The sequence below is a fragment of the Deinococcus taeanensis genome (genome assembly GCF_020229735.1).
In the GTDB taxonomy this organism is placed as follows: Bacteria; Deinococcota; Deinococci; order Deinococcales; family Deinococcaceae; genus Deinococcus; species Deinococcus taeanensis.
On sequence record NZ_CP083455.1, the window covers coordinates 1847049 to 1872644 of the forward strand.

Genomic DNA, 25596 nt, shown 5'->3' on the forward strand with positions numbered 1-25596 from the left:
ATACTGAGTTCAATTTCATCCCCGGCTCATCCAGCCCACGATCGCCTGAGATCACCCGCTCCTGCGCGCCCACGCAGGAGGCCGGGCCTCCCCCGCCCCGCGGCGCATGCCCACCCCACGAGGAGCGTCATGACCAACCCCACGCCCAGCCGCCCCTGGCTCCACAGCTACGAATCCGGCGTGCCCGCCACCTTCCGGCCCAGCGGCCTGACCCTTCCTGCCCTGCTGGAACGCACCGTGCGCAAGTACCCTGACCGCGTCGCCCTGAACTTCGTGGGCGCCCGCACCACGTACCGCGAGCTGTGGCAGCAGACGCAACGCTTCGCCTCTGCCCTGCACAAGATGGGCGTGAAACCCGGCGACCGCGTCTCGATCATGCTGCCGAACACCCCGCAGTTCGTGGTGGCCTTCTACGGCACCCTTCTGGCCGGGGCGGTGGCCGTGAACACGAGCCCCATGTACACCGCCAGTGAACTGGAGCACCAGCTGATCGACAGCGGCAGCGAAACCCTGATCATCCTGGACAGCTTCTACCCGCGCTACGCGGAGATCCAGGAGCGTGTTCCAGTGCGGCGCGCGCTCGTCACTGGCGTGCAGGACGCCCTGGCCTTCCCGAAGAACGTGCTCTACCCCGTCAAGGCACGCCGCGAAGGCACCTGGGTGAACGTGCCGTACGGCGAACGCGTTCTGCCCTACCGCAGGGTCCTGGATTCGCAGGCGCCGCAGGTGGCGCCGACAGACATCACCGCGCAGGACGTGGCGCTGCTGCAGTACACGGGCGGCACCACCGGCGTGCCCAAGGGCGCCATGCTGACTCACGCCAATCTCGTGTCGAACTGCGAGCAGGCCCGCGCGTGGATGACAGACCTGCGCGAGGGGCAGGAGGTCACGCTGGCGGCCATTCCGTTCTTTCACGTGTACGGCATGACGGTCGCCATGAACCTCAGCATCCTGATTGGCGCGACCATCGTGCTGGTCCCCAACCCGCGCGACCTGAAGATGGTGCTCTCACAGGTGCAGGCCTCGCGCGCCACGCTGTTCCCGGCGGTTCCCACGCTGTACAACGCCATCAACAACCACCCGGACACCGCCCGGCACGACCTGACCAGCATCCGCGCGTGCATCAGCGGCAGCGCCCCTCTGCTGCTGGAAACTGCCCGGAAATTCCGGGAGATCACCAACGGCGCCAACCTCGTGGAGGGCTACGGCCTGACCGAAGCGAGCCCCATCACGCACGTGAACCCCATCTACGGCCAGCAGCAGGACGGCAGCATTGGCCTGCCGCTGCCCGGCGTGGACGCCATGATCGCCACGGACGACGGCACGCCCGTCGCGCCCGGCGAGGTGGGGGAACTGTGGGTGGCCGGCCCGCAGATCATGAAAGGCTACTGGCAGCGTCCGGACGAGACGGCCAGCACGCTGCGGACTGCCGCGGGCCGCACCTGGCTCATGACCGGTGACATGGCCCGCATGGACGAGCAGGGGTACTTCCGGATCGTGGACCGCAAGAAGGACCTGATTATTGCCGGCGGGTTCAACATCTACCCCCGTGAGGTCGAGGAGGCGCTGATGGCCCACCCGGCCGTGCTGGAAGCCGCGGCGGTGGGCGTCCCCGACGCGTACCGCGGTGAGAGTGTGCACGCCGTCGTGGCCCTGAAACCCGGCGCGCACGCGACAGAGGCGGACGTCATCGCGCACTGCAAGGCGCTGCTCAGTCCGTACAAGGTGCCGCGCAGCGTGGAATTCCGCGCAGAACTGCCCAAGACGGCCGCCATGAAGATCCTGCGCCGTCAGCTGGCCCAGGAGGCCCGCGAGGCCCGCACGGTCAAAAGCACGTAGGGCGGCCGGTCAGCTCCAGCAGGCCTGACGGGAGGAGGCGCAGATCACCCTGGCGCCCCTTCCCCGGCTGTGGCGTTCCGGATTACGCGTTCGCCAGGGGCGCGTACGCGGTGGCGCCGCCGTCCAGAGCGCTGGCCGGCCGGCCGGCCTGAATGGCCGCCGCGCCAGCCAGGGCGATCATGGCGCCGTTGTCCGTGTTCAGGCCCCGGCCAGGGAACACCACCCGCAGCCCCGTCGCGCCGAACGCCTCCCGCAGCGCGCGGTTGGCGGCCACCCCGCCCGACACGACGACCGTGCCGCGCCCGGTGGCACCCGCAGCCCGTACGGTGGTGTTCACCAGGGCGTTCACCGCGGCCCGCTGAAAGCTGGCCGCCAGGTTCTCAGGGCTCGCGCCGCCCCGGTGCGCGAGGAGCGCCGCGGTTTTCAGACCGCTGAAACTGAAGTCGAAGCCCGGCTGCCCTTTGAGAGGTTCCTTGAACGGCACCGCGTGCGGGTCGCCGCGCGTCGCGGCCTCACTGATGGCCGGGCCGCCCGGGTACCCCAGGCCCGCGAGCCGGGCGATCTTGTCGAAGGCCTCGCCGGCCGCGTCGTCACGGGTCGCGCCGATCAGCACGTACTGACCGTCGCTGGGCACGTCGAACAGGTGGGTGTGCCCGCCGCTGACCACCAGGGCGAGGTACGGGGCGTTCAGCTCGGCCTCGCTGGCCGCCGCGAAAATGTGTCCTTCCAGGTGATGCGCGGCGTAAAAGGGCACGTTCAGGGCCTGCGCGAGGCCCTTGCCGTACATCAGGCCCACCAGCAGCGCCCCGACCAGGCCAGGACCGGAGGTGGCGGCCACGGCGTCCAGGTCCTGCACCCTCAGGTCGGCCTCGGCCAGCGCGTCCCCCATGATCGCGTCAATGCGTTCGACGTGCTCGCGGCTCGCCAGTTCCGGCATCACACCGCCGTACTGCGCGTGCACCGTCTGGGACCACACGCGATTGGCCAGCACGCGCGCCGCGCCGCCTGGGGTCAGTTCCACCACGCCCACGCCCGTATCGTCGCAGGAGGTGTCGATGCCCAGAATGCGCAGGGGAACGGAACGGTCACTCATCGCCGGGGAGTGTAGCAGGGGCGCCGCGCGCAGAATGCGGGGCGCCGCGGGCGCCTGCGGGAAGGGTCTACCGCTGCTGGTCCCGCACGGCGGCGAGCGTTTCTTCGAACTCGTCCAGAAACTCGTCTTCCAGCAGCCGGTCGCGGATCAGGGCGTCCTGCTCGGTGGTGGCCTGCTCGCGGGTCCAGCGGACCCGGGCCTGCCGGGCGCCACTCACGTTGCCTTTTCCGGCGATGAAGCGCGCGGCGTGCCGCACGGCCTGCACGGGGTCCTCGGTGGGGGCAGTCACGGCCAGATTGCGCAGGCCGCCCTGGTCGTTCACCAGGGAGCAGGTGACTTCCACGCGCAGGCCGCGCCGGGCGAGAAACACCTGATCCACGCGCCACATGCTGGTCGCCCGGATCGGATCCGGAGCGCGCTGGGAGGGCCGGCGGCGCGCCACGTCAGGCTCCGGCGGGCGCCGTCCACTCGCGCGGCTGTTCTAGCCCCAGCAGCACCCGCCCGGCCCCTTCGGCCAGCGCCTCGAGTTCCAGTTCGCCGGGAATCACGAACACCGGCGCAATCCACGCGACCCGCCGCTCGATGCGGTCGACAAGTTCATCCCAGCGGGCAATCCCGCCGGTAATCACGATCGCGTCGGGCCGGCCGCTGAGCGCGCCGGTCTGCTCGCCGATGGCCTTGGCCGCCTGATGAACGAACGCGCCGGCCACCCGGCCGACGGCCGGGTCGCTCAAGGTGCGGGCCTCCAGTTCACGGAGGTTGGCGCTGCCGGTCAGGGCCAGGAAGCCGCCTTCGCTGGCCAGGTGACCGAGCGTGAGGTCCCCCAGCGTGCGGTGCAGCTCCAGAAGGTCACGGGCAGGCACGGGGCCGCTCTGGCGCGCACCCATGGGGCCGCCGTTGGCGCCGCTGCCGGTGGTGTCGATGGCGCGGCCGTGCTCGAACGCAGTGACGCTGGTGGTCGCCCCGAGATGCGCGACCACCACGCGGGCGTCCTGGAAGCGCCGGCCGACCTCATGCGCGGCGCGCCGGGCCACCGCGCGGGCGTTCAGTGCGTGAAACTGCCCGTGGCGCTGCACGCCACGCAACCCGGTGAGTCGCGCCTCGGGCAGCAGTTCGTCGGCACTCTGCGGGTCCACGATGAAGGCCGGCACCCCGCGCGCCTCGGCGACTGCCAGGGCCAGCGGTCCGCCCAGGTTGGGCGGGTCATGTCCGGCGTCGCCCTGCACGGCGTACGCCGCGAGGTTCGGCGTGACGCGGTACGTGCCGGTGGCGACCCGGCCGATGAACCCACCGCGGCCCACCACCGCGTCTGGCGCGGGCCAGTCCTGGGTGTGCTGCATGATGGCCTGGGTCAGGGCGGGCACCTGATCTGCGGTGGGCAGGGTGTCCAGGGGCAGTTCGCTGCGCGTCAGGTGCAGGCGCAGCTGTCCCGGCAGGGCGGGGTTCTCGCTGGGCTCGATGGCAGCGCAGGCGAGTTTCACGCCGCTGGTTCCGGGATTGATCACGTAGGCGATCACAACGCCGCAGCGTAGCAGATCAGGCGGTGATCATGAGGGACAAGCGCCCACCCCGGCGAGGCAGGGTGGGCGCGGGTGAACGGAGTCCCGCCGTGGGGGCCGGTCAGCTGGGTTCGATCAGACCGAAGTGACCGTCGTGGCGGCGGTAGACGACGCCGCAGGTGCCGGTGGTCATGTTCTTGAACACGTAGAAGTCGTGCCCCAGCGCTTCCATCTGCGCCACGGCATCCTCCGGGCTCATGGGGCGCAGGTCGAAGCGTTTCTGCCGCACAATTTCAGGGTGGAACTCGCTCACGTCGTCCAGGCCGGCCTCCACAGCGGCCTCGGCCGGCCCGGGTTCGGGTTGTGGGGTGGTGTCGTGGCGGTGCTTGAGGTAACGGGTCTTGAATTTGCGCAGCTGACGTTCCAGAACGTCACCGGCCCGGTCGATGGCGGCGTACATGTCCGCGTGGTGTTCCTCGGCGCGAATAATGCCGTTGGGCACGTTCAGCTGCACTTCAACACGGTTGCGCCGTCCTGCGTCACGCACGTCGCGGACTGTCAGGGTCACGCGCGCGTCGGTAATCTGGTCATTAAAGCGGTCCAGACGCGAGAGCTTCTCCTCGACGTAATCCCGCATGGCATCAGTAACTTCGACGTTCCGGCCTGACAGCTTGTAGATGTGCACGGCTTTCACCTCTTCCTTTTCCCGGAGGGTAGGGTCGGCTCCGGTGCCTCACTCTAGACGGAGCGTCATGAGAGTGTCATGCGGGCGCGCCACAGCGGCGCGCGGCATTTCACGCTATGCTCCGGGGCGGGGAGCCCCCCACGTGCATGAAGACGGTGGGGGCAGCTGACTGTGGCAGCAGGCGGTACCATAGGCACGTGAAGGTCGACCGGCAGGAACAGGACGAAGCGCGGCGTGAACGCATTGCCCGGGCTGCTTTCGAGCTGTTTGCCCGCAGTGGCCTGGACGCCATCAGCGCCCAGGACATCGCCCGGGCCGCGTTCGTCAGCCGCACCAACCTGTACCGCTACTTTCCCAGCAAGGTGCACATGCTGCTGGCGCACTTTGAGAAGGCCGTGCAGGCCAGCCGGGACGACGCCCTCGAACGCCTGCGGGCCGGCGCCAATCCACAGCAGGTGTGGGACAACGTGACCGCGCGGATGGCAGACCTGGGGGTGCGGTACCGCCACCTCGTGGGCGCCGTGGGGCAGGCGGTGCTGGGCGCGGCCCCCGACCCGCTGGACGCCCCCGGGCGGGTCGCCGCCAGGCCGGGCGACGGCATGCGCACCGGGCTGACCCTGGCCGCGCTGGTGCAGCCCGTCCTGATCGCCATGCAGCACCAGGGGCGGCTGCGGCCGGAAGCGAACGTGCAGATGCTCAGTCTGCTGCTGGTCGACGCCTTCATCCTGGCGCTCCTGCACGGCGGGCACCGCGATCAGCGCGAAGTGCTGCGCGACTGGCAGGACCGGTTCAGTCTGCTGATGCACGGGGCGCTGGCGCCTGACACCGCGGCGCGAGATGAACTGAAGGCTTGATCAAAGCGGACTGAAGAAAGACTGAAGGGCGCGCCATACGGCGCACCCTTCAGTTCGCTGAACCTATAGCGTTACCGCGAGCAGCGCCTCCCGGAATGGCGCGGGGGTGGTGGCACGCACCTCGTCGAGCGTGACGCCCGGCATCAGTTCAGTCAGTGTCAGCTGGCCAGCCTGGAACTCGAAGACGGCTTTATCGGTAATCACCATGTCCACCTGTCCCCGGGTGGTGAGCGGCAGGGTGCAGTCCGGCACGAGTTTCGGGGTGCCGTCCGGGTCCGTGTGCGTCATCAGCACGATCAGCCGCCGGGCGCCGCTGGCGAGATCCATCGCCCCGCCCACGCCCAGCAGTGGCTTGCCGGGCACCGCCCAGTTCGCCAGGTTCGCGTGGACGTCCACCTGCAGGCCCCCCATCACGGCGACGTCCACGTGCCCGCCGCGGATCATGCCGAAACTGTCGGCCGAATCGAAGTAACTCGCCCCGGGCAGGGCCGTGACCGGAATCTTTCCGGCGTTCACGGGGTACTCCAGCGCGCCGCCCTGCTCGGGGGCCGGGCCCACGCCGAGCATGCCGTTCTCGGTGTGCAGGTTCACGCCGTGTTCCGGCGTGATCAGGTCCGCGACCAGCGTGGGAATGCCGATGCCGAGGTTCACGACGTGCCCGGGCCGCAGTTCGGCCAGGGCGCGCCGGGCCATGTGCAGGCGGCCCTCATCCACTTTTTTCGCGCTGCCCTGCACACTGGCGCTGCTGCCCAGATCCTGCTCGGTCAGGTGAGCCTGCACGAGGTAATCCACGTACAGCCCCGGCGTGTGCACCTGCTCGGGCGCAATGGTTCCCACCGGGACGATCTCCTCGACCTCTGCGATCACGAGATCCGCGGCCGTCGCCATGGCCCGGTTGAAGTTCTGCTCGGTCAGGCGGTACTGGAGGTTGCCTGCCTCGTCGGCGCGCCACGCCCGGATGAACGCCACGTCGCCGCGCAGGGCCGGCACGAAGATCATCTCCTGGCCGTTCAGGGTGCGCACGTCCGCGTCTGCGGCGATGACGGTGCCGGCCGCGGTGGGCGTGTAGAACCCGCCGATTCCGGCGCCCCCGGCCCGCAGCGCCTCGGCGAGTGACCCCTGCGGAATGAGCTGAACGTCCAGCCGGCCGTCCTGGGCGGCCGCCACGGCCTCGCGGTTGCTGGTGAAGAACGACCCGATGGCTTTGCTCAGCTGCCCGTTGCGCAGCAGCCGCCCGCCGCTCAGGCCGGCCTCGCCGACGTTGTTCGCCACGTACGTCAGGTCACGCACGTCCGTGTCGGCCAGCGCGTGGACGAGATGCACCGGATTTCCAGTCATGCCGAAGCCGCCCACCAGCAGCGTCTGCCCGCTGCGGACCTTCTGCGCGGCCTCGGGGGCCGTAATGACCGGCACGCGTTTCATGCGTGCACCCGCTCGATGATGGCCGCCTCGCCCTGACCCACGCCCACGCACAGGGTCGCCAGGGCGTACCGCCCACCGGTGCGGCGCAGTTCATGCGCGAGGCTGGTGACGAGGCGCGCGCCGCTCATGCCCAGCGGGTGCCCCAGGGCGATCGCGCCGCCATTGACGTTCACGCGGTCCTCCGGGAGGTTCAGTTCCCGGATGCACGCCAGCGCCTGCGCCGCGAACGCCTCGTTCAGTTCGATGCGGTCCAGGTCTGCGGTGGTCAGGCCGGTGCGGGCGAGCAGCTTGCGTGTGGCCGGAATGGGCCCCAGGCCCATCACGCGGGCCTCCACGCCGGCCGACGCGGCGCCCACCCAGCGGGCCAGGACTGGAACGCCCAGTGCGCGGGCCTTCGCGGCGCTCATGAGCACGAGCGCGGCGGCGCCGTCGTTCAGGCCACTGGCGTTGCCGGCCGTGACGCTCCCGCCCTTGCGGAAGGCCGGCTTCAGGCCCGCCAGGGTCGCGGCGTCGGTCGCGAGGGTGAAGCTGCCCGCGCTGCGGGTCACGCGGGGATGCTCGTCCGTGTCGAACACCGTGGTGCCCTTGCGGCTCTGGAGTTCGACCGGCACGATCTCGTCACGGAACGCCCCGGCATTCAGGGCGGCGGCCGCCTTCTCCTGGCTGCGCAGCGCGAAGGCGTCCTGGGCTTCGCGGGTGATCTCACCGCCCGCGTACGCGCCTTCGCGGCTGCGCTGCACGATGTTCTCCGCGGTCTCCCCCATCGCCTCCAGCGGGAACAGCGCCTCCAGGGCAGGGTTCGGGAAACGCCAGCCCAGGGTGGTGTCGTACGCCGTGACGTTGCCGTTCGCGAACGCCTGCGCGCCTTTGGGCATCACGAGGGGCGCGCGGGTCATGCTTTCCACACCCCCGGCCACGTACACGTCGCCGTCGCCGTTGCGGATGGCGCGGGCTGCGGTGTTGATGGCCGACAGGCCACTGGCACACAGGCGGTTGACGGTCAGGCCCGCCACGCTCTCGGGCAGGCCGGCCAGCAGGGCGGCCATGCGGGCCACGTTGCGGTTGTCCTCGCCCGCCTGGTTCGCGCAGCCCAGAATCACCTCCTCGATCAGGTGAGCGTCGATGCCGGCGCGGCGGACGGCCTCGCGCACCACGAGGGCGGCGAGGTCGTCCGGGCGCACGCCGGAGAGGCTGCCGCGAATCGAGCCGATCGGTGAACGTACGGCGGAGACGATCACGACATCAAGGTCTTGCAGGCTGCTTATTACTGGGGCTTCAGTCACGCTAGGTCCCTCCGGCGGGCAGACTGCGGGCCTCCATCTGGGGAGGCCCGCGGGGTTTGGTTCAGGCCGCTGTATTCAAGCGCGCCAGCCCCCCCGATGGGAAGGGCCGGCGGCCTGTCAAACGGAACGCCGCCCCTGCCAGCTGAGAAGCGACGGGGCGGCGCGGCGGTGCAACAGCAAGGTGTCAGCCTGGACGGTTGCGGCGCAGGCGCCCCAGCACCGCGAACACCTGCCGCTGCTCTTCGGCCTGAATGGCGCGCCGCAGCGCTTCCGAGGAGAGTGGGCGCGGCGCGTCACGAACCGGCGCGGCGGAGGTCGGAACAGCCGGCCGGGACTCATCGAGGTAGGGCGTGCCCCACCGACTCCACGTCATGCTGTCCCCGTCTCTGACCTTCCTCGTCATGCCTTGAGCGTAGCGACATAACTCACACAATTCTCTGACTGCCCGGTCTGTCAACTGTTCATGGCGAGGCCCGCCCGGCGCGGAGGAAGCCGTTTCCGACTGGTCCGCCGGCCGGTGGGAACGCCGTGAGTCCCCTATGAGATTCAGGTGTAAACAGCCCCGGCACGACCACGCACCCGCCGGGGGTATGCTCGCGGGCGGTAAGGGGAACGGCCCACAGGCCGTTCCGCCGAAGGGAGACGCGCATGACCATCACCGACACCGCCGCCTGGACCGCCCTGCTCGAACATCACCGGGACCTGAGCACCACGCACCTGCGTGACCTGTTTGCCGCAGACCCGGAGCGCGGCGACCGCCTCACTGCCGAGGGCGCGGGCCTGTTCCTCGACTACAGCAAGAACCTCGTGACCGACGACACCCTGACGCTCCTACTGAACCTCACGCGGGAAGCGGGTGTGGAACGCAAACGCGACGCCATGTTCGCCGGTGAGAAGATCAACGTCACCGAGGACCGCGCCGTGCTGCACACCGCCCTGCGCCAGCCGCGCGGCGCCACGGTGCTCGTGGACGGCCGCAACGTCGTTCCCGACGTTCACGAGGTGCTGAGCCGCATGAGCGCCTTTGCCACGCAGATCCGCGCCGGCACGTGGCTGGGCTTTACCGGCCGTTCCATCCGGAACGTCGTGAACATCGGCATTGGCGGCAGCGACCTGGGCCCCGTCATGGCTTACGAGGCCCTGCGGCACTACACCCAGCGGAACCTGACTGTGCGCTTCGTGTCGAACGTGGACGGTACCGACCTCGTGGAGAAAACCCGCGACCTCGACCCGGCCGAAACGCTGTTCATCGTCAGTTCCAAAACCTTCACGACGCAGGAAACCATGGCCAATGCCCGCAGCGCCCGCCACTGGCTCCTGAACGCCCTGGGAGACGACGCCGCAGTCGCGCGGCACTTTGTGGCCGTTTCCACCAACGCTGAGCAGGTCGCGGCGTTCGGCATCGACACCGCCAACATGTTCGGCTTCTGGGACTGGGTGGGCGGCCGGTACTCCATGGACAGCGCCATCGGCCTGAGCCTCATGATTGCCACCGGTCCAGACGCCTTTACGCAGCTGCTCGCCGGCTTTCACGCCATGGACGAACACTTCCGCACCGCGCCGCTGGAACGCAACCTGCCCGTCCTGCTGGGCGTGCTGGGCGTCTGGTACAACAACTTCTTCGGCGCGCAGACCCACGCCGTGCTGCCCTACGACCAGTACCTTCAGTTCTTCCCCGCCTACCTGCAGCAGCTCGACATGGAAAGCAACGGCAAGCACATCACCCTGCAGGGGCAGCCCGTGGACTACCAGACCGGCCCGGTCATCTGGGGGCAGCCCGGCACGAACGGCCAGCACGCCTTCTACCAGCTGATTCATCAGGGTACCAAACTCATTCCGTGCGATTTCATCGGCTTCTGCCAGACCCTCAATCCCCTGCCGCTGGAAGGCGGCGCGCCCCACCACGACCTGCTGATGGCCAACGTCTTCGCGCAGACCGAGGCGCTCGCCTTCGGCAAGACGCTCGAGCAGGTCCTCGCCGAGGGGGTCCAGCCTGACCTTGCGCCCCACCGGGTATTCGACGGGAACCGGCCCACGAACACCCTCCTGGCCGACCGCCTGACCCCGCACACGCTCGGCGCCCTCATCGCCCTGTACGAGCACAAGGTGTTCGTGCAGGGGGCCGTGTGGGACATCAACTCCTTCGATCAGTGGGGCGTGGAACTCGGCAAGGTCCTGGCCAGGAAGATTGTGCCGGAACTGCACAGTGCCACCGAACCGGAGCTGCGCCACGACAGCAGCACCAACGCCCTCATCCGCCGCTACCGCGCCCGCCGCTGACTCACCGCCCCACGCCGGAACCCTGGGCACCCAGGGTTCCGGCGTTCCCGTGCCCGCGCACACTGACGCCGCCGAATCTGCTATATCTGGACCCTGAACCCCGCTCAACCCCACGTTTGTTTCCCACACCCCGCCCTGCTCCGGTGTTTTCCTTGAGACTGACGCTTCAGACCACCCCCAGCGCCGAGGACGCACTGAACGCCACGCGTCAGACCGTCGGCCGCCTCACCAACGCCCTGCTCGTTCACGCCCGGCGCACCCCTGAGACACCCTGCGAGGACCTGCTGCCCGGCCACCCTGACGCACAGCGCCTCCCGCAGGGCACCCGGCGCGCTGTGGCGCTGGCCGCCCAGCAGGCCCGGCGCCGCCAGCGGGGCGGCGTGAAAGGTGAATCGTACTGGCTCGACGCCCGCAGCCTGCGCATCGACGCCCGCACCGGGCACGTCACCCTCTGGACCCTCAGCGGCCGCCTGACGCTGCCCGCCCGGCTCGGCAACTACCAGCGGCACCTGCTCACCCGCGGCCGGATCCGCGGCGGACGAGTCACGCTGAGCCGGGCCGGCGAGTGGTACATCAACGTGGACCTCAGCCTGCCGGACCGCCCCGCGCCGCGCTCCATCGCCCCGCGCCCCCACCCGCTGGACGCACGCGTGGACCAGCTGGAACGGGAAGGCCGGTATGCCGAGCTGGCGCCGCTCCTTCAGGACCGGCCGCTGGATTCCCGGCAGACCGGGCAGCTCGCCCTGGCCCTGCTGGAAACGGGTGAGACCGACGCGGCCGAGCTCCGGCTGCTGGCCGCCACGGCATCGCCGCGGCCCGACGCACGAATTCACCTGGGGCTGAGTCTTCTCGCCGCGATGCGCAGCGGCCCGGCCGCCCGGCTGGCCCACGCCCAGCGCGGCCTGGGCGCCTCTCCGGACGACATTACGCGCTGGTGGCTGTGCTGCTCGCAGGCGCGTGCACTGGTGGAACTCGGCGACGCCCGGGAAGCGCAGGCACTGATGGCCGCGGTACTGGACGAAATTCCCGTTTCGGAGCTGCGTTCCCGCGCCAGGGCCCTGTACTTTGCGCAGAATGTCAGCGCCTCACTGGATGATTTTGCCTCTCAGGACCGGTATGCCCGGGAAGCGCTGCGCCTGTTCGACCTGCTTGGCGGCCACAGCGAGGGCCTGTCGTTGCGTCTGGACCTCGGGTACCGGTTGTACTTTCAGGGGCGGCCGGAAGAGTCGTTCAGCATGATCGCGGAGGTGCTGCGCCGCGCCGAGCAGGTGAAAGATCACCGCCGCGACACGGCGCACCTGATCTGCGGGGAACTGTGCCTGCTGGATGAACAGTTCGAACGGGCGCTGGCGCATCTCAATCTGGCGCTGGACACCCAGCAGCGCCAGGGCAGTGACCGGCTGAACGTTCCGGCCCGCGCGTTCCGTGCCGAATGCCTGTGGCGGCTGGGGCAGCTGGACTGGGGGGGCTTCGAACGTCAGATTGAAGCGCTGCGGCCCGCGCAGGAGTTCGATCACGTGACCCGGGCCTTCTACCTGGGGCTGATCGCCTTCGAGCTGGGTGAGCTGTCTGCCGCTGAAGCTGCGTTCCGCCAGGTGACGGAGGGCGTGGCCCTGCTTGATGGGTTCCGTCTGCGTTCACATGCCTTTCTGGCCTACTGCCGGTGGGCTGCCGGGCAGGCGCTGGAGGATGCCTGCGCCGAGCTGCTGGGCGTTCTGACGCACGTGGGCGGCGAGCTGGCCCTCGCGGTGGACGCCAGTCGGCTGGCCAGCCTTTACACTGCCTGCGCGGCGCAGGGGCTGGGGGGCGGCGCCGCCCGGCGGCTGGCGCGGCGTGCGCGTCCGGTCGTTCATGTCCGCCTTCTGGGCGAATTTGGCCTCCAGGTTGGTGAAACGGCGGCGCATGTGCGTCTGCGCAAGGCTCGGGAACTGCTGGCGTTCCTGGCCGTTCGTGGCCCGGCCACGCGCGATCAGCTGATCACCGCCCTGTGGGACGGCGAGGGGCGCCCTGAACTCCGGTCCTACTTCAAGCAGGCCCTGCACGCGTTACGGGAAGCCCTGCGTCCGCTGGTTGCTCCGGGCACCGATCCCGTGCCGCTGATGGGCGGAAGCTACCGGCTCTCCGACAGGTTCGCCGTGCAGTGCGACGCAGTCGAGATCAAAGGCGCGTCTCCCACCCTGACTCCGGCGCAAGGCGAACGCCTCCTGGAGCTGTACACGGGTCCGTTCATGCCGGAACTCGACACGCAGTGGGTGAACGAGGAGCGGGAGAACCTGGAGTCCAGGATGCTGTCCATGATGATGTCGCTGGGGCAGGCCGCAGAGGCCCATGATCCCGCCGCTGCCGCGGCACTCTATCTGAAAGCCGCACAGATCAACCCCCTGTTTGAATCCGCCTGGACCAGTGCCGTCCGCGCTTATGAACACGCGGCTCTTCCCCACCTGGCCCTGCACGCCCGGATGACCCAGAAACGCGTCCTGGACAATGAACTGCTGAGCTGAGAAGAGGAACGGGTCCGCCGGCCAGCGGTGAGGGCGGGCGGTTGACCGGTTCTTAACCGCCGAACCGGCAGACTGAACTCAGTCAAACCGGTATGGAGGTTCATCTCAATGAAGAAGATTCTTGGTCGTTGCCTGGTTCTCGTGTCTGTCCTGTTGACGCCAGTCAGTGCTGCGCCAGATTTCCATAGCGTGTCTGACTGCTGCATAACGGGCCAGTCGCCCGCCTCCACGCACCCTTAATACCAACATCCTCGTCAGCGGCAAGAGTTCCGTCATCCCCGCGTCTTCTTCTGCGTCTTCTTCAACCATCACCGACTCGGAGGTCCTGGGTGTCCCAGGGCCTCCCGCCGCTGTTGGGGGCTGGTCAGCCGGCGCGCAGCGCGGCGAGGATTCCGGCCGCAATTTCCTCCACGCTGGCGCTCGTGGTGTCCCGCACAGGAATACCGGCCCGCTGAAAGAGTCGCTCGGCGCGCCGGACCTCATGCTCACACTGTTCCAGGCTGGCGTAGCGGCTGCCGGGTTTCCGCTGCGTGCGGATGGCGTGCAGGCGCCTCGGGTCGATGGTGAGGCCGTGCAGTTTGTGCCGGTGCGCTTCGAGGGGCAGGGGCAGGCCGGTGCGTTCGAAATCATCCTCGGCCAGGGGGTAGTTACTGGCGCGCACCCCGTGCTGCAGGGCCAGGAAGAGGCTGGTAGGCGTTTTGCCGGCGCGGGAGACCCCCACGAGGATCACGTCGGACAGGCCGTACTGTTTGTCACCGATGCCGTCGTCGGTGGCCAGGGCGAAATCCAGGGCGTCCATGCGGGACAGGTACGCCTCGGTATCGTGCATGTCGTGGTGGCGGCCGACCTCCCGCACGGCAGGCACGCCGAACTCCCGTTCCAGGACCCCCAGGCCGTTGCTGAGCAGGTCGAAGATCTCGGCGGGTGCCGCCTGAAGTGCGGTCAGGACGTCAGCCCGGGTGATGGTCGTGAAGATCAGGGGACGTTCGCCGCGCTCGGCAAGGGCCTGCACCTCGCGGGTGACGGCCTGCGCGGCAGACACGTCGGCAGTAAAGGGGCGGCGGAGGTACCGCATGGGTTGGGTCGGGAAGTGGGCCAGGAGGGCGCGGGCAATGTTCTCAGCGGTAAGACCGGTATGGTCACTGACGATCAGGATGGTGCGCGGTTCAGGCATGCGCCCAGCGTGACATGCCCCGGCGGGCAGAACCTGCGTGTCTGCCGGAATGGGACATTGTCACCTCGCGGGTGGCAGCGCAGGGGAGCGGCGTCAGGTAAGCTGACTTCAGGCCGTAACACAAACGCCTCTGGTTCCACCGGGCGGAATTCCTTGCACACCGGAGAAAAACGATGGATATGATTCGCGTGTTCCATACACTAAGGATGTCTGACGTGGAGATCGTGGGCGGGAAGAACGCCAGCATCGGCGAAATGATCCAGGGCCTCGCCGGCGCGGGCGTGCGCGTTCCGGGCGGCTTCGCCACCACCGCCGACGCCTTCCGGCTGTTCCTGCAGGAAAACCGCATTGAGGAGAGCATCAACGCCCGCCTGGGCGCTCTCGACGTGAACGACGTGGTGGCCCTGGCCCAGGCAGGCCGTGAAATCCGCGCCCAGGTGGAAGGCGCCACCCTGCCCGCCCCGCTGGAACAGGCGATCCGCGAAGCCTACTCGGCCCTGAGCGCCGAGACCGGGACCGAACCCGATGTGGCCGTCCGGTCGAGCGCCACCGCCGAGGACCTGCCCGAAGCCAGCTTCGCCGGGCAGCAGGAGACGTTCCTGAACGTGCGCGGCGTCGAGAGTGTGCTGCACCACGTGAAACTGGTGTTCGCCAGCCTGTACAACGACCGCGCCATCTCGTACCGGGTGCATCACGGCTTCTCGCACAACGACGTGGCCCTCTCGGCCGGCGTACAGCGCATGGTCCGCACCGACCTGGGCGCCAGCGGCGTGGCCTTCACCCTGGACACCGAGAGCGGCTACCGGGACGCGGTGCTGGTCACCAGCTCGTACGGGCTGGGCGAAATGGTCGTGCAGGGCGCCGTGAACCCGGACGAATTCTTCGTGTACAAACCCGCCCTGAACGCCGGGCGGCGCGCCATTCTGCGCCGCACGCTGGGCAGCAAGCAGCGCAAGATGATCTACGCCGAAGCAGGCGGCGTTCAGACCGTGGACGTCAGTGAGGCCGAGCAGCGAACCTTCAGCCTCTCCGACCAGGACCTGACGGAACTGGCCCGGCAGTGCGTCACCATCGAGAACCACTACGGCCGTCCCATGGACATCGAATGGGGTAAGGACGGCCGCGACGGGCAGATCTACATCCTGCAGGCCCGCCCGGAAACCGTGCAGAGCCGCACCGGAAAGATCATGGAGCGCTTCGAGCTGACCGGCAAAGGTGACGTGCTCGTGGAAGGCCGCGCCGTCGGGAACCGCATCGGGGCAGGTGCCGTGCGTGTGGTGAGTGACGTGTCGCAGATGGACAGCGTGCGCGACGGCGACGTGCTGGTTGCCGACATGACCGACCCCGACTGGGAACCCGTCATGAAACGCGCCAGCGCCATCGTCACCAACCGCGGCGGACGCACCTGTCACGCCGCGATCATTGCGCGGGAACTGGGCATTCCGGCAGTGGTCGGCACCGGGAACGCCACGCGGGAACTGCAGAGCGGACAGGAGGTCACGGTGTCCTGCGCGGAAGGCGACACCGGCTTCGTGTACGGCGGAATGCTTCCCTACCGCGTGAACCGCGTGGAACTGGGAAACATGCCGGAAGTCGGCATGAAGATCATGATGAATGTCGCCTCCCCGGACCGGGCGTTCAGCTTCGCCGCCCTGCCGAACGAGGGTGTGGGCCTGGCCCGCGTGGAGTTCATCTGCAGCAACGTGATCGGCGTGCACCCCCGCGCCCTGCTGGACTACCCGCAGGTGCCCGCAGACGTCAAGGTGCAGATTGAGGAACGCGCCGCCGGGTACGCCAGCCCCCGCGATTTCTTCCGGGAGAAACTGGCCGAGGGCGTGGCGAGCATCGCAGCGGCCTTCGCGCCCAAACCCGTGATTGTGCGCCTCAGTGACTTCAAGAGCAACGAGTACGCGCACCTGATCGGCGGCCCTGCGTACGAACCCAACGAGGAAAACCCCATGATCGGCTTCCGCGGCGCCAGCCGCTACCGCAGCGCCGACTTCGCCGCGGCATTCGCGATGGAGTGCGAAGCGATCCGCGAGGTGCGCGATGAAATGGGCCTCACGAACGTGCAGGTCATGATTCCCTTCGTGCGGACCGTGGGTGAGGCGGCGCAGATTATCGACATCCTGAACCGCAACGGCCTGCGGCGCGGCGAGAACGACCTGAAAATCATCATGATGTGCGAGATCCCCAGCAACGCCATCCTCGCCGATCAGTTCCTGGAGCACTTCGACGGGTTCTCCATCGGCAGCAATGACCTGACGCAGCTGACCCTGGCCCTCGACCGCGACAGCGGCCTCGTGGCCGACCTGTTCGACGAGCAGAACGAAGCGGTGCTGATCCTGATGGCCCAGGCCATTGCAGCGGCAAAACGCGCCGGGAAGTACATCGGCATCTGCGGCCAGGGCCCCAGTGACCACCCGGCACTCGCGCAGTGGCTCATGGAGCAGGGCATCGACTCGGTGAGCCTGAACCCCGACAGTGTCCTCGGGACGTGGCTGCACCTGGCCGGCGAAGGCGCCGAGGAGCGCGCCACCGCCAGCGCCTGACCCGCAGGCCATATGGGGCACCCCCGGTCGCCGGGGGTGCCCCTGCTGTCTGAACCGAACCGCGGGCCACTCCGGGACTCGGCAGCTTTCACCGGCAACCAGGCCACCCACGGGACCCAGGCCTTACAAGCGCGGAATTGCTGCCCGGTCCCGCCGGTTTCCGTGAACGGTCGGATCGCTCCAGTCCGCCTGTGCCCAAACACCGCGCTTCCGCCGCCGGTCCAGCGCCGCCCAGGCCGTGCCCGGCGGTCCAGCAGGAATCAGCCGCCCCAGCTGCCAGCCGGTCTCCTGCGTCTGTTGATGGTTTCCGCCCAGCAGTCTGCCGCGCGCCGAGCGAACTGACGGGCAGACGGCAGGTGGCGCGGTGCGTTACGCCAGCAGCGCGGGCAGGTCCGCCAGCGTGCGGCACTGAGGAACAGCCGGATCGGGGGCGGCCCGGCCGGCCGCATTGATCCACACGGCTCGCAGGCCTGCCGCCCGGGCACCCTGGACGTCGTTCTCCCACGAGTCACCCACCATGACCGCTTCAGCCGGGGTGACATTCAGGGCAGCGCAGGCGGCGTGGTAGGCGCGGGCGTCAGGTTTTGGGGCCGGCACATCCTCGGTGCACAGGACCGCGTCGACCAGCTGGTGCAGGTCAAAGTGCCTGAGTTTCTCAAACTGCACCTCGCGCACGTAGTTGGTCAGAACGGCTGTGCGCAGCCCCTGCGCACGCAGACCGCGCAGCAGCACTTCAGCGCCGTCCAGCAGAGCCCACGCGGCGCGGTACGCTTCGCGGTAGATGCGGGTGGCGGCCTCGCCGTCCGGGTCGCTGACACCCAGGTCCCCCAGCAGCCGCGTGAAGCGCAGCACCCGCGCGCCGTGCGCGGTCACCTCCCCGCGGAACAGCAGCGGGTCGATTTCCCGGATGCGCGCCGCGTGCCGCCGGAACAGCTCGCCGGGCTCAGTGCGCACGTCGTGAGCCTCTGCCAGTGCGCGGAGGCCTGCATGCGTGCAGCCGGTGTCGTCAAACAGCGTGTCATCGAGATCGAGAATCACAGCGCGGGGCAGGGAAACGGGCACAGTCACCGCCTGACTGTAGAGCACGCCCGCGCTGCTTTCTGCCTGCATGACCTCGCCGCGCAGATCTCCAGGCTGCCCCGATGCCGGGGCGGCCCAGCAGTGGCGGTCTCCCCCACCGGCCCGCGAGGAAGGCGGCCCGCGAGGTGCCCGCCGGCGCAGACAGCAGCGCCGCGTGCACCCAGGCGGGGAACGGGGCGCCGCGTCATGACACGGTGGTCACCGAAGTTCAGTCCAGGATCACCGTCCGGGCGGCGAGGCCCCCTCCGCCCAGTCGGCGTTCCACCTCACCGCCCAGGGACGGCGAGCGGGCGCCCACCTGCGGGGGCCGGAGGGTAGTGAGGGCGTCCGGCCTGGTCAGGGCAGGTTTCGCCCGGAACCTGTTCACGCTGACGCCCGCCGTGGCCCTCAGGCGCGTGGGGCCGTGAATCTGCGACCGGCTGCCCACAGGTCCGGGCATTCCAGCCTGCACTCCGGCAGCACGGTCAGCAGCCGGAGCGGCCGTTCCTCGGAGCGGGGCCGGTACTCGCCCTGCCCCGCCCACCCGTGACGGCCACGCACCGCCCCTAAGGGCAGGGTCAAGGCGCTGCGTCACGGACGTGCGCAAGGCACTCACCTCCACGTGAGGCACGTTGCGCGGCGCGGGCACGGCACACCCCTGGTCAGTCGAACTGAACGAAGATGGCCTTGAGGTACTGCGCTTCCGGAAAACTCGCGTGGTGGTCCGGGGCGTGCTGGCTGGTGCTCAGCTCACGCCAGACCCGGCCCGAGCGGGTCGCGGCGTCCCGCACGGCGTCCCAGAACTCCTCAGCGCTGACGTGCGCGGAACACGACGCGCTCATCAGGATGCCGCCCCGCGCGAGGCGACTGATGCCATCCGCGGCGAGTTTCCCGTAGGCGCGGACCGCGCCGGCCCGTTCTGCCTCCCGGCGGGCCAGGGAGGGCGGGTCCAGCACCACGAGGTCGAACTCACGGTCCGTGCCAGCCAGCCAGTCGAACACGTCGGCCTGCACCGTTTCGTGCGGCGCCGCGAGGCGCGAATTCAGAGCGTAGTTCCGCTCCGCGCTTGCCAGCGCGTGCGCACTGATATCCAGGCTCACCACGTACGCCGCGCCACCCCGCGCGGCGTACAACGAGAAGCCGCCACTGAATGAGAAGGCGTTCAGCACCCGGCGACCCCGGGCGTGCTTCTCCACGCGGCGCCGGTTCTCCCGCTGGTCCAGGAAGAACCCGGTCTTCTGCCCCCGCACGACTTCCGCCTCGAACGCCAGGCCAGTCTCATGGAACACCACCGTGCCGTTCCCGACGTGCCCGGCCAGCAGCTGCCCGTCGAACAGGCCCTCCTGCCGCGCCCGGTCCTGAATGTTGCGGCTCAGGCGCAGCACCACGCTGAAGTCCCCAAACCGCTCCGCGAGAAGCGCCTGCATCCGCGGCAGGTGCGGGAACCACGCCGCGGTGTACAGCTTCACGACCAGCGCCGTGCCGTACCGGTCCACGACCAGCCCCGGAAAACCGTCGGACTCTCCGTTCACCACGCGGTACCCGTCCGTGTCCGGCCCGAACAGCGGCGCGCGGCGCAGCAGAGCCGTGTCCAGCCGTTCCCCCCACCACGCGTCATCCAGCGTGACCGGCGTGCCCTGGTGCAGCACCCTCACCCGCAACGGACTGTCCGGGTCGAACAGGCCGATCGCCAGGAACCGGTCCCGGCGGTCGTAGATCACGGCGAGTTCCCCGGCGCTTCCCTCACGGTTCTGGGCCCGCAGACTGGACTCGTACACCCAGGGATGCCCGGCGCGCACATGCGCCTCGGCGGCAGGAGACACCCGCAGGCGCAGGCGGGAACGGGAAGCAGGGGCGGCGTCCGGCATCCCTTCAGCGTAGCGCACCGGTCCACACCGCACAGCGAAGCGGGGAGAAGATGCCCCTGCTTGTCCACATGCAGCACACGGCCGTCAGGGAACCGGAGCAGCCTCAGGGCGCGGCAGCAGGAACCGCATCTTTGACGCCAATGGAATACCGATCCGGAATGTTGGCGTCGTGCTGATTCAGACTTCAACCACCGTGCCTGAGACGATGTCCACCCGGACGCCAACGACCATTCAGCATCTCGCGCTGCGCGCCGGGTTCAGCGCTCAGTCCAACCCGGTTTCGGCCAAGGCCATCATGAACGCCGTTCAGAACCGCTGAGGGCGTCACGGCAACGCACAGAAGCAAGGGCGGACTTGGAAAAGCCCGCCCTTGCTTCTGTGCCTATGCGGTCTGCTTCTCAGTCGGCGGCTTGAGCGGATTCGGCTGGGTACACCTCGATGATGCCGGCGGCGCCCATGCCCCCGCCGATGCACATGGTGATCAGGGCTTTGCCGCCGCCGCGGCGCTGCAGTTCATGGATGGCGGTGGTGGTGAGCTTCGCGCCGCTGCACCCGAGCGGGTGACCGAGGGCGATGGCGCCGCCGTTCACGTTCATAATGTCCTCGTTCAGGCCGAGTTCGCGGGCCACGGCGAGGGACTGCGCGGCGAACGCCTCGTTCAGTTCGATCAGGTCAATATCGTCGAGGCTCAGGCCGGTCTGCGCCAGGACTTTCGGAACGGCTTCCACAGGGCCGATACCCATGAGTTCCGGGTCGACGCCCGCCACAGCGAAGCCGAGGAATTTAGCCAGGGGTTTCACGCCCAGTTCCTGAGCCTTTTCGCCACTCATGATGAGCACAGCGGCGGCGCCGTCACTGAAGGGGCTGCTGTTGGCGGCGCTGACGGAGCCGGTGGCTTTGAAGGCGGGGCGCACCTTGGCCATGTCGGCGAGGTTCGCGTCGCGGCGGATCAGTTCGTCCCTGTCGAAGTGGATGGTCTCGGTCTTGAGCCTGGTACCTTTGACCTTGTCGACGCGCACGGGGACGGGCACAATCTCGGCGTCGAACTTCCCGGCGTCCTGGGCGGCGGCGGCGCGCTGATGGCTGCGCAGCGCAAAGGCGTCCTGGTCTTCGCGGGACACGCCGTACTTGGCAGCGACGTTCTCGGCGGTCATGCCCATGCCGATGTACGCGCCGGGGCGGGTGTCGACGAGGTCAGGGTTGGGGCTGGGGTTGTGGCCGCTCATGGGGACGAAGCTCATGCTTTCCACACCGCCGGCCAGCATCACGTCCGCCTGTCCGGTCTGGATGGCGGCGGCGGCCATGGCGATGGTCTGCAGCCCGCTGGAGCAGAAGCGGTTGATGGTGACGCCGCCGACACTGTCGGGCATACCGGCGCGCAGCGCAGCGAGCCGGGCGACGTTGAGGCCCTGTTCCGCTTCGGGGATGGCGCAGCCGAGGTAGACGTCTTCAACAACGGAGGCGTCCACGCCGGCGCGCCGGACGGCTTCGTTCAGGACGAGGGCAGCGAGGTCGTCGGGGCGGGTGTTGGCGAGGGTGCCTTTCACGCCGCGGCCGACGGGAGTGCGAACAGCAGAAACAATGACAGCGTCACGCATGGGGGTGGACTCCTTCTCCGTCTCTTCTGGACGGTTGAATCGGGGGCAGGGAGGGTTGAGACGGTGGGCGTGGGATGAAGCGGGGACGCCCGCCAGGAAGGTCAGTGGCGTTCTGGGGAAGGCCGGGAACTGGTGATGGGGCCTGTGCAGGTCGCGCGATGGCCTTTTCCACCCGCACAGTGTCCGCCGGTGAGGGGACCATCAAGGTTGGCGCCGTCACGCTTGAATCTCCGGCACCACGCGGGCGATGAAGGTTTCGAGTTGGGCGTCGTAGGCGCCGGGGTTGATATTCCAGACGCGGATGTGTTTGGCGCCGTCCACGCGGTGGTATTCCACGAGATCGGGGCGGGCGGCGGCGAGGGCGTCGGACTGGCTGATCGGGATGGTGCGGTCGCGGGTGCCGTGCCACAGGAGGATGGGCAGGTCGAAGTGTGGGGCGGCGCGGATCTGGTCCACCGTGTCGAAATCCTGGCCGCTGCGGCGCGTGACGACCCATTGGGTAAAGGTGGCGACGTGCCGCGCGAGGATCGGGGGCAGACCGAAGCGCTGACCCTGCCAGTGGATGGTGGCGCGCCAGTCGAGGGCGGGGCAGTCGAGCATGACGCCGGTCACGGGGATGGGGTAAGGCTGATGCCGGTCGCGCAGGGCGCTCAGGGCCACGTTGCCGCCCATCGAGAATCCGTACAGGATGGCCCGGCGGTACCCGGCCTGCTGTGCCCAGTGGAGGGCCGCAATGACGTCCTCGGCTTCCTGGTCGCCCAGGGTGAGGTACCCGGATGGGGTGCGGGGGGCGCCGTGGGCGTTGCGGAAGGTGACGAACAGGCTGCCCGCTCCGGTGCGGCGCAGCGCGGGAAGCATCCGGAGCGCCTGGGCGCGCTGCCCGCCGTGCCCGTGAATGACGATCACCACGGCGTCCGCGCGGCCCGGAACGTCCCCGCTGGGTGGGATGTGCCAGGCGGGCATCTGGCCGAGGGGGGTTGCCACGGCGGTGTGCTCGAACGGCACGCCAAGTTGTTCGGGCGTGCCGTTGTACACGAAGGTGCTGGCCCAGGCGAGCGCGCCGTTGGGGAGGACGCCGCGTTCCTCCTGCACGGGGCGCCGGATCAGGGTACCTACCACCTGCCGTTCGCCCAGCACGGCGTGCCCCTTGTTCGGCAGGAGGGGCACGATGCCGAGGGGGCCGCGGGAGAGCGTTTCGCTGCTGGCGGGAAGGAACACGTCGTTGCCGCGGCGGCCGACGGGCACGAACACCCCTTTCACCCAGCGGGTTTTGCTGCGTAGGGTGATGTCCGCGCCGATCAGTGCGCCCGCCAGCACCACCCCGGCGTAGGCCAGGGCGGCCCAGCCCAGGGCGCGGCGTTTGCGGACGGTGCGGAGGCGGTCGGTCAGGCGGGTCATGGGGTCATCCTGTCAGGCGGGCCGTTCAGTTGCGCAGGGGTTTGCCGGTCTTGAGCATGTGCTCGATCCGCTGCTGGGTGCCTTTCTTGCCCAGGAGGGTGAGGAAGGCCTCGCGTTCCAGGTCGAGGAGGTGCCCCTCGCTGACCCTGGCGGTGCGGTTGTTGCCGGTGCCGCCGGACAGCACCCGGGCGAGCTGTTCGGACACGACGAGGTCGTAGTCGGTGATGTAACCGCCCTGGTGCATGCCGTGCAGGGCGCTTTTGATGGCGCCGATGGCGGCGTCACCCATGACGGGAATGTCCTGGCGGGGGGTGGGCTGCACGTAGCCGGGGGCCAGGGCGAGGACCTGGCGTTTGGCGTCCTGCAGGATGTGGTTCTTGTTCATGGCGACGGTGTCGGTGTCGCGCAGGAAGCCGAGGTTGCGGGCTTCGAGGGCGCTGGTGGACACCTTGGCGGTGCCGATGAGTTCAAAGGCGCGCTGCACGGCCGGCAGGAGGGTGGCGCCGACGCGCTGGCTGGGCTGCTGCTGGTCGGTGAAGCGCAGCAGCATTTCCTTGGTGCCGCCGCCGCCGGGGATGAGGCCCACGCCGACTTCCACGAGGCCCATGTACAGTTCCGCGCTGGCGACGACGTGGTCGGCGTGCAGGGTGAATTCGGCGCCGCCGCCGAGCGTCAGGCCGAAGGGCGCCGCGACGGTCGGGTGGGGGCTGAAGCGCAGGCTGGTGGTGACCTGCTGGAACTGTTTGATCATGTCATCCAGTTCGTCCCATTCTTCGGCCTGGGCCTGCGAGAGGATCAGGGGGAGGTTGGCGCCGGCGCTGAAGTTCTCACCCTGGTTGCCGATCACGAGGCCGGCGTAACCGAGGTCCTGCACGAGCTTGTGGGCGTCCTGAACGGCGCGCAGCTGGTCTTCGCCCAGGGCGTTCATCTTGGCGTGCCATTCGGCGAGCAGGACGCCGTCGCCCAGGTCGACGATACTGGCGCCGGCGCGTTTCCGGATGATCTTCGTGGCGTCTTTTTTCAGGTCGGCAATGATGAAGTACGGCGCCTGGTACGGGGTGGGCTGCCCTTCGGGGGTGACGGTCTCGCCGCTCTGGTAGAAGCGGTCGCGGCCGCTGTCCTTCATGGCCTGAAGCAGGGGCGGCAGGGTGCGGCCCTCCGCTTCGAGGTTGGTGATGACGGTCTGGAGCCCGAGGGTGTCCATGGTCTCGAAGGGGCCCTGTTCCCAACCGAAGCCCCACTTGAGGGCGTTGTCGATGTCCTGGAGGCGGTTGCTGACGTGGCCGGCCATTTTGGCGGCGTACCAGAAGCCGTCGTTCATGACGCCGCGCAGGAAGTCGCCCTCCGGGCCTTCCAGGGTGTACAGGGTGGTGACGCGCTCGGCGAGGGGGCGCCCCTTGACGGCCTCAACGGCGGGGACCTTGACCTTGCCCTGGTCCTCGTACTCGAAGGTGTCGAGGTTCAGGTTGAGGATCCTGGTCTTGCCGCGCTCGTCCTTGGTTTTCCTGTAGAAGCCGCTGCCGGTCTTGTCGCCCAGCCACTTCTTGTCCTCGACGAGGGCGCGGAAGGCGGGGGTCAGGGTGAAGTCCTCGTCGTCGGGCGTGGCTTTGCCGAGGTCGTTGGCGACGTGATAGATGATGTCCAGGCCCGACAGGTCCGCGGTGCGGAAGGTGGCGCTGCTGGCGCGGCCCAGGGCGGGGCCGGTGAGCTGGTCCACCTGAGCGGGGGTGAGGCCGGTGCGCTGCATGTGCTGCATGGCGCGGACGATGCCGTACACGCCGATGCGGTTGGCGACGAAGCCGGGCACGTCGTTGGCTATCACGACGCCCTTGCCGAGGGTGGTGTCGGCGAATTCGCTGAAGGTGCGGATGATCTCGGGGTTGGTGCTGGGGGTGGGGATGACTTCGAGGAGGTGCAGGTAGCGGGGCGGGTTGAAGAAGTGCGCGCCCACGAAGCGGCGCCGGAAGTCGTCGCTGCGGCCCTCGATCTGGAGGTGCATGGGAATGCCGCTGGAGTTGGAGCTGATGATCGCGGTCTTTTTGGCGACGGCCTCGACCCTGGCCCACAGGTCGCGTTTGGCGTCGAGTTTCTCGATGATGGCTTCAAGGATCCAGTCGGCGTCCTTGAGTTTCTTGAGGTCATCTTCGAGGTTGCCCACCTGGATCAGCGCGGCGCGGGCGGGGTCCATGAAGGCGGCGGGGCGGGCTTTCAGGGCGCGCTGGAGGCCCTGTCTGGCGAGGAAGTTGCGGTCGGGGTTGTCCGGGAGGACGATGTCCAGCAGGATGACGGGAATGCCGGCGTTGGCGAGTTGCGCGGCGATGGCGGCGCCCATGACGCCTGCGCCGATGACGGCTGCTTTCTGAATCTTCATGCGACCTCCTGCGACCTTCCAGTAATATTAGACTCGGTTCAAGTTTAAGGGGGGTCCGGGGCGTTTGTCCACCACACCCTCAACCGCCCCCAACGCCCACTGGCCCGCCCACACCTGCAC

20 protein-coding genes are annotated in these 25596 nt (G+C 68.8%); 6 read left to right on the top strand and 14 right to left on the bottom strand.

Annotated elements, in window-relative coordinates:
* The first annotated feature begins 129 nt into the window (after positions 1-129).
* Complete coding sequence (locus LAJ19_RS08855; protein WP_225475406.1) at positions 130-1839, top strand: long-chain-fatty-acid--CoA ligase; 1710 nt, start codon at positions 130-132, stop codon at positions 1837-1839.
* Between the two features lie 82 nt (positions 1840-1921).
* Here the strand turns inward: LAJ19_RS08855 and tsaD are convergent, their stop codons facing one another.
* The 4 genes from tsaD to hpf all read right to left on the bottom strand — a co-directional run bounded on the left by tsaD (position 1922) and on the right by hpf (position 5116).
* On the bottom strand, positions 1922-2932 hold the full coding sequence (tsaD, locus tag LAJ19_RS08860; RefSeq protein ID WP_225475407.1) for a tRNA (adenosine(37)-N6)-threonylcarbamoyltransferase complex transferase subunit TsaD: 1011 nt from the start codon (positions 2930-2932) through the stop codon (positions 1922-1924).
* Between the two features lie 67 nt (positions 2933-2999).
* Positions 3000-3374, bottom strand: a complete 375-nt coding sequence (locus tag LAJ19_RS08865; RefSeq protein WP_225475408.1) for a hypothetical protein — start codon at positions 3372-3374, stop codon at positions 3000-3002.
* 1 nt (position 3375) lies between these two features.
* Positions 3376-4449 carry a butyrate kinase gene (locus tag LAJ19_RS08870; RefSeq protein ID WP_225475409.1) on the bottom strand — a complete coding sequence of 358 codons (1074 nt, stop codon included), beginning with the start codon at positions 4447-4449 and terminating at the stop codon, positions 3376-3378.
* Positions 4450-4552: 103 nt separating this feature from the next.
* Positions 4553-5116: a ribosome hibernation-promoting factor, HPF/YfiA family gene (gene hpf / locus LAJ19_RS08875; protein WP_225475410.1), complete on the bottom strand. Its 564-nt coding sequence runs from the start codon at positions 5114-5116 to the stop codon at positions 4553-4555.
* 197 nt (positions 5117-5313) lie between these two features.
* Between hpf and LAJ19_RS08880 the strand changes: the two genes are divergently transcribed.
* Positions 5314-5970, top strand: coding sequence for a TetR/AcrR family transcriptional regulator (locus LAJ19_RS08880; protein ID WP_225475411.1), 657 nt, complete (start codon positions 5314-5316; stop codon positions 5968-5970).
* A gap of 63 nt (positions 5971-6033) precedes the next feature.
* On the opposite strand, the gene LAJ19_RS08885 is transcribed toward LAJ19_RS08880, so the two are convergent.
* From LAJ19_RS08885 to LAJ19_RS08895, 3 genes are all read right to left on the bottom strand, one after another.
* Complete coding sequence (locus LAJ19_RS08885) at positions 6034-7392, bottom strand: 3-oxoacid CoA-transferase (protein WP_225475412.1); 1359 nt, start codon at positions 7390-7392, stop codon at positions 6034-6036.
* Positions 7389-8675: a thiolase family protein gene (locus LAJ19_RS08890; RefSeq protein ID WP_285892296.1), complete on the bottom strand. Its 1287-nt coding sequence runs from the start codon at positions 8673-8675 to the stop codon at positions 7389-7391. The genes LAJ19_RS08885 and LAJ19_RS08890 overlap by 4 nt, the downstream gene beginning before the upstream one ends.
* A gap of 184 nt (positions 8676-8859) precedes the next feature.
* Entirely contained in the window at positions 8860-9078 is a 219-nt protein-coding gene (locus tag LAJ19_RS08895) for a hypothetical protein (protein ID WP_225475413.1), read from the bottom strand.
* Positions 9079-9323: 245 nt separating this feature from the next.
* Between LAJ19_RS08895 and pgi the strand changes: the two genes are divergently transcribed.
* Together pgi and LAJ19_RS08905 are read left to right on the top strand one after the other, a co-directional pair.
* Positions 9324-10955, top strand: a complete 1632-nt coding sequence (gene pgi, locus LAJ19_RS08900) for a glucose-6-phosphate isomerase (RefSeq protein WP_225475414.1) — start codon at positions 9324-9326, stop codon at positions 10953-10955.
* Positions 10956-11107: 152 nt separating this feature from the next.
* Positions 11108-13456: an AfsR/SARP family transcriptional regulator gene (locus LAJ19_RS08905; RefSeq protein WP_225475415.1), complete on the top strand. Its 2349-nt coding sequence runs from the start codon at positions 11108-11110 to the stop codon at positions 13454-13456.
* A 364-nt stretch (positions 13457-13820) separates the two neighbouring features.
* On the opposite strand, the gene LAJ19_RS08910 is transcribed toward LAJ19_RS08905, so the two are convergent.
* The gene (locus tag LAJ19_RS08910) at positions 13821-14630 is read right to left on the bottom strand and encodes a pyruvate, water dikinase regulatory protein (protein WP_225475416.1); all 810 of its coding nucleotides are present in this window, start codon (positions 14628-14630) and stop codon (positions 13821-13823) included.
* Positions 14631-14803: 173 nt separating this feature from the next.
* Here LAJ19_RS08910 and ppsA point away from each other — a divergent pair, with 173 nt between their 5' ends.
* The gene (ppsA, locus tag LAJ19_RS08915; RefSeq protein ID WP_225475417.1) at positions 14804-17182 is read left to right on the top strand and encodes a phosphoenolpyruvate synthase; all 2379 of its coding nucleotides are present in this window, start codon (positions 14804-14806) and stop codon (positions 17180-17182) included.
* A gap of 369 nt (positions 17183-17551) precedes the next feature.
* Here ppsA and LAJ19_RS08920 read toward each other — a convergent pair whose 3' ends face one another.
* From LAJ19_RS08920 to LAJ19_RS08930, 3 genes are all read right to left on the bottom strand, one after another.
* The gene (locus LAJ19_RS08920; protein WP_225475418.1) at positions 17552-18250 is read right to left on the bottom strand and encodes an HAD family hydrolase; all 699 of its coding nucleotides are present in this window, start codon (positions 18248-18250) and stop codon (positions 17552-17554) included.
* Between the two features lie 220 nt (positions 18251-18470).
* A complete protein-coding gene (locus LAJ19_RS08925; protein WP_225475419.1) occupies positions 18471-18701 on the bottom strand; it encodes a hypothetical protein in 231 nt (76 codons plus the stop codon).
* Positions 18702-18903: 202 nt separating this feature from the next.
* Entirely contained in the window at positions 18904-20109 is a 1206-nt protein-coding gene (locus LAJ19_RS08930; RefSeq protein ID WP_225475420.1) for a 23S rRNA (cytosine(2499)-C(5))-methyltransferase, read from the bottom strand.
* 193 nt (positions 20110-20302) lie between these two features.
* On the opposite strand from LAJ19_RS08930, the gene LAJ19_RS21665 reads away from it, so the two are divergent.
* Positions 20303-20428, top strand: coding sequence for a hypothetical protein (locus tag LAJ19_RS21665; RefSeq protein ID WP_255639820.1), 126 nt, complete (start codon positions 20303-20305; stop codon positions 20426-20428).
* 79 nt (positions 20429-20507) lie between these two features.
* On the opposite strand, the gene LAJ19_RS08935 is transcribed toward LAJ19_RS21665, so the two are convergent.
* The 3 genes from LAJ19_RS08935 to LAJ19_RS08945 all read right to left on the bottom strand — a co-directional run bounded on the left by LAJ19_RS08935 (position 20508) and on the right by LAJ19_RS08945 (position 25476).
* Positions 20508-21707 (bottom strand): thiolase family protein, encoded by a 1200-nt coding sequence (locus tag LAJ19_RS08935; protein ID WP_225475421.1) that lies wholly within the window; start codon positions 21705-21707, stop codon positions 20508-20510.
* Positions 21708-21923: 216 nt separating this feature from the next.
* On the bottom strand, positions 21924-23105 hold the full coding sequence (locus LAJ19_RS08940; RefSeq protein WP_225475422.1) for an alpha/beta hydrolase family protein: 1182 nt from the start codon (positions 23103-23105) through the stop codon (positions 21924-21926).
* A 25-nt stretch (positions 23106-23130) separates the two neighbouring features.
* Positions 23131-25476, bottom strand: a complete 2346-nt coding sequence (locus tag LAJ19_RS08945) for a 3-hydroxyacyl-CoA dehydrogenase/enoyl-CoA hydratase family protein (protein WP_225475423.1) — start codon at positions 25474-25476, stop codon at positions 23131-23133.
* Positions 25477-25596: the final 120 nt, after the last annotated feature.